The 7,512-nt window shown below is 74.8% G+C and carries 6 protein-coding genes; 3 read left to right on the top strand and 3 right to left on the bottom strand.

The genetic code is table 11. The features are described 5' to 3' along the window. Positions 1 to 64: 64 nt before the first annotated feature. Positions 65 to 811: a DUF4956 domain-containing protein gene (locus AB8Z75_RS28670; protein WP_369206998.1), complete on the bottom strand. Its 747-nt coding sequence runs from the start codon at positions 809 to 811 to the stop codon at positions 65 to 67. Positions 812 to 958: 147 nt separating this feature from the next. On the opposite strand from AB8Z75_RS28670, the gene AB8Z75_RS28665 reads away from it, so the two are divergent. Both AB8Z75_RS28665 and AB8Z75_RS28660 read left to right on the top strand, forming a co-directional pair. Beyond that, positions 959 to 1,543, top strand: coding sequence for a DJ-1/PfpI family protein (locus tag AB8Z75_RS28665; protein ID WP_369206996.1), 585 nt, complete (start codon positions 959 to 961; stop codon positions 1,541 to 1,543). 318 nt (positions 1,544 to 1,861) lie between these two features. Further along, a complete protein-coding gene (locus AB8Z75_RS28660) occupies positions 1,862 to 3,931 on the top strand; it encodes a serine/threonine-protein kinase (RefSeq protein ID WP_369206994.1) in 2,070 nt (689 codons plus the stop codon). A 151-nt stretch (positions 3,932 to 4,082) separates the two neighbouring features. Here AB8Z75_RS28660 and AB8Z75_RS28655 read toward each other — a convergent pair whose 3' ends face one another. Together AB8Z75_RS28655 and AB8Z75_RS28650 are read right to left on the bottom strand one after the other, a co-directional pair. Continuing rightward, the gene (locus AB8Z75_RS28655; RefSeq protein ID WP_369206992.1) at positions 4,083 to 5,786 is read right to left on the bottom strand and encodes an ABC transporter permease; all 1,704 of its coding nucleotides are present in this window, start codon (positions 5,784 to 5,786) and stop codon (positions 4,083 to 4,085) included. After that, a complete protein-coding gene (locus AB8Z75_RS28650; RefSeq protein WP_369206990.1) occupies positions 5,783 to 6,844 on the bottom strand; it encodes an ATP-binding cassette domain-containing protein in 1,062 nt (353 codons plus the stop codon). The genes AB8Z75_RS28655 and AB8Z75_RS28650 overlap by 4 nt, the downstream gene beginning before the upstream one ends. 113 nt (positions 6,845 to 6,957) lie before the next feature. On the opposite strand from AB8Z75_RS28650, the gene AB8Z75_RS28645 reads away from it, so the two are divergent. After that, positions 6,958 to 7,482, top strand: a complete 525-nt coding sequence (locus tag AB8Z75_RS28645; protein WP_369206988.1) for a GbsR/MarR family transcriptional regulator — start codon at positions 6,958 to 6,960, stop codon at positions 7,480 to 7,482. Positions 7,483 to 7,512: the final 30 nt, after the last annotated feature.

The raw sequence follows: 7,512 nt of genomic DNA, 5'->3' as shown, positions 1-7,512 counted from the left end.
CGCACGTCCAGGACCGTCAGGCCGTGGGGCGCGTGGGGACCTGCGGGGGTGGTGAGCGCGGACATCAGGCGGTCTCCCTCGGGTGAGCGGCAGTGGCAGGCGGGTGCGGGAACGTCGCAGGGGTGTCGCTGTCGCCGACGGCTCCCGGCGCTGCGGCGCTCGCGTGGTGGCCACGCGGGCGGGCCTCGCCGGAGTCGCTGTCGCGGTAACGAGCGGGGGCCGTCGTTCGTCCCCGTTCCCGCCCCGCCGGGGCGGCAACCTCGCGGTACCGCACGTCCAGGACCGTCAGGTCGCGTACGTAGTCGACCTCGCTGACCTTCCACGCCAGCGGTTCGCCCAGCCGCGCGCGGACGTGCGCGCGGACGCCGTCGGGGTCGGTGACGGCCGCGTCCAGCGTGACGACGGCGCGCCGCGTCCGGGCGAACAGGCGCGGGTGGTCGACCCCGTACAGGACGGCCACCGGCAGCAGGCACAGGACGACGGCGAAGCCGAACGGCAGGTGGGGCAGGCCCGCGACGAGGCCGATGACGAGCGTGGTGAAGTAGTAGGCCACCTCCTCGTGCCGGATGGACTCCGAGCGCAGCCGGATCATCGACAGCACCCCGAAGAGGCCGAAGCCCAGCGCCATGCCGCCGTCGCCGCCGACCCGGGCGAGTGCCACGACGACGGCGAAGAGGGCGACGTTGAGCGCGAGGTAGGCGGGGAGCAGGTCGCGCCGCCGGTGCCGGGGGAAGTACACCGCGAACGTCAGGACCAGCACCGCCGCGAGGTCGAGCGCGAGGTGGCCGAGGAACTGGCTGAGCGAATCCATGCCGGTGAACGTACGGACGCGTGGGTTAAAGCGGCTTCCTCGCGACGTTAAGGATCAGGGGTCCGTCCACCACGGCGGACACGTGGCAGCACGCTGTCTGACCGGTAGGGTGCTGCCCTTCCTACGGAGCGCCCGCGGAGGCCCGCCATGACCGTCCACCTCGCCGTGTACGACACGCTCGCCGACTGGGAGTACGGCCACGCCGTCGCCCACCTCCCGGGCGAGCTGCGCACCGTCGCCCTCACCAGCGCCCCCGTGGTGACCAAGGGCGGGCTGCGCGTGCAGCCCGACATGACTCTCGAGACCCTACGCCCCGCCGACAGCCGGCTGCTGATTCTGCCGGGCGCCGACGGCTGGGGCGGCGGCGAGCTGGCCGACTTCGCCTACACGGCGCGGGAGTTCCTGCACGAGGGCGTGCCCGTCGCCGCGATCTGCGGGGCGGTCTTCGGACTCGCCGACGAGGGACTGCTCGACGAGCGGGCGCACACCAGCGCGGCACCCGAGTTCCTCCAGGCGGCCAACGGCTACCGGGGCGCAGCCCACTACCGCGGCGCCGACGCCGTCACCGACGGCGACCTGATCACCGCGGGCCCGACCGAACCCGTCGCCTTCGCCCGGGAGATCTTCACCCGCCTGGGCACCTTCGAACCCCCCGTCGTGGACGCCTTCTTCCGGCTGTACCAGCACTCGGAACCGGAGGCGTACCCCGTCTTCGCGGCGGCGCAGACCTGAGCGGCAGCGCAGGCGTGCGCGGCGGCGAGGCCCTCGGCGGCGGGGCCGGGTTCGCCCGCGTCGCCGAGGCGCTGCGGCGGCTCTCGGAGGCGAGGGAAGCCCTGCCTGTGAGACGGTGAGCAGCAGGGCTCGACGGGAGCCCGCGTGGCCGCCACGTCAAAGCGAAGCCCCTCGGCAGCCCGGCCGTGACCTTCGTGAGCGAGACTGAAGCCGGAGACGACCAGCCACAGACGGACGACCATCGGTCACCGACGACCTGTCGGTCACGGACGACCACCGGTCACGACGACCTATCAGTTACAGGGGGGCGGGCGGCGTATGGCGGACCTGTTGCCACAGGACCCGGTCGGCATCGGCGGCTACCGGCTGCTGAGAAGACTGGGTGCGGGCGGCATGGGCCGGGTGTACCTGGGGCGCTCGTCCGGAGGCCGCACCGTGGCCGTCAAGCTGGTGAGGTCCGAACTGGCGGCCGACCCCTCGTTCCGCGCCAGGTTCCGCCTGGAGGTCGAGGCCGCGCGGCGGGTCGGCGCCCGCTGGACGGCGCCCGTGCTGGACGCCGACACCGAGGCGGACACCCCCTGGGTGGCGACCGGTTACATCGCCGGTCCCGGCCTCGACCAGGTGGTCTCCGCCGGAGCGCAGGAGGGCTCGCCGGAGCCGGCCCGGCAGGGGTACGGGCCGCTGCCGCCCGGGTCCGTCCGCGTCCTGGCCTACGGGCTGGCCTCCGCGCTGCTCGACATCCACGGCGTGGGCATCGTCCACCGCGACCTCAAACCCTCGAACGTGCTCCTGACGATCGACGGGCCGCGGGTCATCGACTTCGGGATCGCCCGCGCCCTGGACGAGGTCCCGGAGTCCACCCTGACCAGCACCGGCATGGTCGTCGGCTCCCCCAGCTTCATGTCGCCCGAGCAGATCACCGGCGGCCGGCTGAGCCCGGCCAGCGACGTGTTCTGCCTGGGCGCCGTCCTGGCGTACGCGGCGACGGGCCGTCCGCCCTTCGGCCCGAGCGGCGGCGCGGGCGGGGTGCACGCGGTGATGTTCCGTATCGCCTCCGAGGAGCCCGACCTGGCGGGCCTGGGCGAGGACGGCGGCCCGGGCGGGGGCCCGGCGGGCGACGGCGCGCGGCTCAGGGAGCTGATCGCCGACTGCCTCGCCAAGGACCCGGCCGCCCGGCCGGCCCCCGAGGAGATCGTCTCCCGGGTGCAGCCGGTCGCGATCGGCGCCTCGGCGCCGCCGTGGCTGCCCGCCGGGCTGCTGGCCGAACTGGGCCGGGAGGCCGTGCGGTTGCTGGACACCGACACGCCGCCGTCCGGCTCGGGCGTGCACGGCGGTGGCGCGCCGGACCCGGCGTCGGCGCCGGAGCCGCCGTCAGGCCCGGAGGGCCGGGGTGCGGGCGCCCCGGACCTCGGCACGGGCACAGGCGGGGGCACGGAGCCGGCCACCGGGACCGGCGCGGTGACGCGGCCCGGTGCAGCAGGCCCGGGGGCGGCTGAGCCGGCGACGTCCGTGCTGTCGCAGCAGGGCCGTCGGGCGGGCGAGGGCGCGCCGCCCCGTCGCGTGCGGCGCGGGCGCCGCGTGCTGGTCGCCGCCGCCGCGGCACTCGTCCTGGCGGGGGCGGGGATCGCCGCCGCGAGCGCCGGGCTCGGCTCGTCCGACAACGGCGGCCGGGGCGGCAGCGACCGGGCGGCCACCGAGGTTCCCGACGCCTACCTGGGCACCTGGGTCGGCGCCGTCGAACGGGACGGGAAGCCCAACGGCCAGCACCGCCGCTTCCGCATCACCCAGGGCAAGGAGGGCGAGGTCGTCGCCAACAGCATCAGCCTGGGCACCGACTACGAGTGCAAGAGCGACGGCAAACTCGCCAAGGCGCCCTCCTCGCGGGGCGACGCCGGCGGCGGTGACGAGGCGGGCATCCGGCTCGACACCAAGGTGGTGACGAGCGTTCCCGAGGGCCGCTGTTCGGCGATCGGCGTCCACACGCTGAAGGCCGCGTCGGACGGCACCCTGCGATGGCGGGCCGCGGGCCGTACCGCGACGCTGCACAAGGTCGCCACCCCCGAGCGGGTCCCCGAGGACATGATCGGCCGGTGGGGCAGGCCGCTGTCCGACGGCGGCACCCAGACGCTGTCCATCGGCGCCGACAACTCCGACGACCGCAGCCTGAGCATGGTCTCCGACGGCTCGGAGCACTGCGAGGCGAGGGTGGACCTCTTCGCCGTGGGCGACGCGCGGGGGCCGACCCGCATCGGGCCCCCCGACGTCGACCGTTCCGCGTCGCGCGGCGCCTGCGAGGTCGGCGACTCCTCCACCCTGCGCGTCGAAGGCGGCTCCCTGATCCGCGAGTTCCCCCAGGGCGTGATCATGCGCTACGAACGCCGCCGCTGAGCGCCCTGCCTCCCGGGGACCCGGCCTGGTCTGGTCTGGCCCGGCCCGGCCCGGTGCAGCGCGGTGCGGCCGGTCGGTCCGAGCGGCGCGGTGCGGCCGGTCGGTCCGAGCAGCGCGGTGCGGCCGGTCCGAGCGGCACGCGGCCGGTGGGCTACTTCGTGTCGAGGTCGCGGCGGCGGAAGCCCGCCAGGCCCGCCGCGACCAGGGCCGCGGCCACCAGGGCCAGCAGCACGACCGGCGTCCAGCGCATGTCGGCGGACGGCAGCTGGGGGACGTGCCCGAAGGGGGAGAGGTCGTTCAGCCAGCCGGGCAGGTCGAGGAGCTTGCCGAGATAGCCGACGACGAAGCCGTAGGCGGGTACGGCCCAGGCCAGCGGCGCCGCCCGGGGGACCCAGCCGAAGAGGAGGACGGCGACACCGCCGGTGACCCACAGGGCGGGGGCGTAGGCGAGTCCGGCGCCCACCAGCCGCCAGGTCAGGCCGCTGTCCCCCACGGACGCGCCCCCCGCCAGCCCGAGGCCGAGGGAGCCGGCCAGCAGGACCAGGGTGCCGCCCCCGAGGGCGAGGACCAGGTGCGAGCCGAGCCAGCGGGTGCGGGCCAGTCCGGTGGCCAGAAGGGGCTCGGCACGGCCCGCCGTCTCCTCCGAGCGGGACCGCAGCGCGGCCATCACCACGTGCAGGGAGGCGACGACGGCGACCACCAGCATGATCGTGGACGCGAAGGACTCGACGAAGGAACCCCCCGCCTTCGCGATGGCCTCCCTGACGTCGTCCAGGTCTTTCAGCATGTCGTCGACGTCGCCGAACAGGGAGCCGTACATGGCGCCGAGCAGCAGCAGCGCGGCGCAGAATCCGGCCAGCAGCCCGCGGTGCAGCCGCAGGGCGAGGCCGAGGGGCCGGGTGAGCGCGGCGGAGGCGGTCGGTGAGCCCAGCCGGGGCGGCAGTATGCCGGCCCCCACGTCCCTCCGGGTGCTGAGCACGTACCCGGCGGCGGCCGTGGCGAGGGCCAGCGCGAGCGCGGGAAGCAGCGGCCACCAGCGGTCGTCGACGAACGGGTAGGTGCGCTGGGCCCAGCCGATGGGCGACAGCCACGAGACGGGGTCGGTGCCCACGTCCCCCGCCGCACGCAGCGCGTAGGCGGCGCCCAGGACGGCGAGCGCCATGCCGCTGGCGGCCCTGCCGTGTGCGGACAGTTGCGCGGTGACGGCGGCGACCCCGGCGAAGACCAGCCCGACGGCCGCGTGCGCGGCCCCGTACAGCAGCGCGCCGCCGCCGGTGACGCCGGCCGGTCCCGCGAGGGGGAGCACGAGGGCGAACAGCGCGCCGAGCGCCACGTTGGCCGTGGCCGCCGCGGCGAGGGCCGCGCTGAGGGTGGCGTGTCGTCCCACGACGCCGGAGCGCAGCAGTTCGGCGATGCCCCTCTCCTCGTCGGCGCGGGTGTGCCGCACGACGGTGAGCACGCTCATCAGCCCGACGAGGAGCGCCCCGTAACCGATCATCAGCATGCTGAGCACGGAGGCGGGGGTGAAGTGGGTCAGGTAATGCTCGGGCCCCGTCATGGCGAGCATGGCGGGCCCGCGCAGCGTCTCGATCATGTCGGCGGACTGCGGGGGCACCTCGTGGCCCAGGGCCGGGGAAGGGTCGTCCGGTGCCAGGTCGGCGGCCTTCTGGATGCCCGACAGGGAGACGAGGAGGACGGCCAGAACCCAGGCGGGGAGGCGGAACCGGTCGCGGCGGAGGGCGAAACGGAAGAGGACGCCGGTGCCCGCGAGCGCGGCGCCGCGCCCCGGCGCCCCGCCTGCCTCCCGGCCGCGGAGCCCGCCGTCGCGTGGGGCGGCGTCGGTGACGGTACTCATCGCGAGCCGCCCTCCGTCCCGGCGTCCGGGGCGGCGGCGCCCGACACAGCGGTGTCTGGGGCGGCGGAGTCCGGGGCGGCGGTCCCGCCCGCGGCGCTGCCGTGTGCGGTGGCCGCGAGTTCGTCGCCGTAGTGGCGCAGCATCAGCTCCTCCAGTGTCGGCGGGTGGCTGACGAGGCTGCGGACGCCGAGGCCGCCGAGGTGGCGCACGGCCGCCTCCAGGTGGGCTCCGTCCACGGAGAAGCGCACGCGGGAGCCCTCCGTCCGCAGGTCGTGGACGCCGGGCAGGTCTGCCAGCCCGTACGCCGACCCGTAGACCCCGTCCGCGTGCGCGGAGGGGCCGATCTCGGCCTCGATGGTGGTACGGGTCAGATGCCGCATCTCGCTGAGCGTCCCGGACTGGACGATCCTGCCGAGCCGGATGATGCTCACCCGGTCGCACAGCTTCTCCACCTGGGACAGGATGTGGCTGGAGAGCAGGACCGTGCGTCCCTGGCCCTTGGCCTGGAGGACGACGTCCTGGAAGACGACCTCCATCAGCGGATCGAGGCCCGCCGTCGGCTCGTCCAGCAGCAGCAGTTCCGCGTCGGACGCGAGCGCGGTGATGAGGGCGACCTTCTGCCGGTTGCCCTTGGAGTAGGTGCGGCCCTTCTTGGTCGGGTCGAGGTCGAAGCGCTCGATCAGCTCGGCGCGCCTGGCCGGGTCGATGCCTCCTCGCAGCCGCGCCAGCAGGTCGATGGCTTCGCCCCCGGTGAGGTTCGGCCACAGTTCGACGTCGCCGGGGACGTAGGCGAGGCGCTGGTGCAGTGCGACGGCGTCGGTCCAGGGGTCCGCGCCCAGCAGGCGGGCGGTTCCGGTGTCGGCGCGCAGAAGGCCCAGCAGGATGCGCAGGGTCGTCGACTTCCCCGCTCCGTTCGGGCCGAGGAAGCCGTGCACTTCGCCGGTGGCGACCTCCAGGTCGAGCCCGTCGAGGGCGCGGGTCGCGCCGAAGGTTTTGACGAGCCCGGACACGGAGATCGCCGTGGTCGCGGGGGCTGTCACGGTGGTAGCGGCGGTCATGTTTCTGAAGCTACGCTAGCTTCACAATTTTGTGAAGTTAAGGAAGCGTTAGGGTCTTCGGGAGAACCGCTGATCAGGGCGGCAGGCAGGCAGGCAGGGAGAAGCTGACCGACGTGGCTGACGACGCGAGGGACGAGACCGGCACCGAGGAGAGCGGCACCGAGCCGCGGGACCACCAGGACTACGAGGAGCGGGCCTCCCCGTTCGTCGAACGGTTCGCAGCCGACCTCACGGAGGCGGGCATGCAGCGCATGGCCTCCCGCGCCTTCGCCTGCCTCCTCGCCTCCGAGGACGGCGCCCTCACCTCCGCCGAACTGGGCCGACGGCTCCAGGCCAGCCCGGCCGCCATCTCCGGCGCCGTGCGCTACCTCTCCCAGGTCGGGCTGGTCAGCCGGCAACGCGACCCCGGCTCGCGCCGCGAGCGCTACCTGCTGCACCACGACGTCTGGTACACCAGCCTGCTCAGCCGCGACAACCTCCTCAACCGCTGGCAGGCCACCCTCACCACCGGCGCCGACGCCCTCGGCGGCGACTCCCCCGCAGGCCGCCGCCTGCGGGAGAGCGCCGAGTTCCTCCAGTACATGCAGCAGGAGTTGGAGGCCATGCTGAAGCGCTGGCACGAGCGGCAGCAGGGCTGACCCCCGCCCGGCCTCCGGCCGGAAGAAGCC

The sequence above is a fragment of the Streptomyces sp. PU-14G genome (genome assembly GCF_041028275.1).
Classification (GTDB): domain Bacteria; phylum Actinomycetota; class Actinomycetes; order Streptomycetales; family Streptomycetaceae; genus Streptomyces.
This window is presented reverse-complemented; position numbering and strand designations above follow the sequence as displayed.

Bases quoted from the DNA above. Each gene is read 5' to 3' on its own strand.
- AB8Z75_RS28655 (WP_369206992.1), bottom strand. From the start codon at position 5,786: ATGAGTACCGTCACCGACGCCGCCCCACGCGACGGCGGGCTCCGCGGC.
- AB8Z75_RS28660 (WP_369206994.1), top strand. From the start codon at position 1,862: ATGGCGGACCTGTTGCCACAGGACCCGGTCGGCATCGGCGGCTACCGG.
- AB8Z75_RS28670 (WP_369206998.1), bottom strand. From the start codon at position 811: ATGGATTCGCTCAGCCAGTTCCTCGGCCACCTCGCGCTCGACCTCGCG.
- AB8Z75_RS28650 (WP_369206990.1), bottom strand. From the start codon at position 6,844: ATGACCGCCGCTACCACCGTGACAGCCCCCGCGACCACGGCGATCTCC.
- AB8Z75_RS28665 (WP_369206996.1), top strand. From the start codon at position 959: ATGACCGTCCACCTCGCCGTGTACGACACGCTCGCCGACTGGGAGTAC.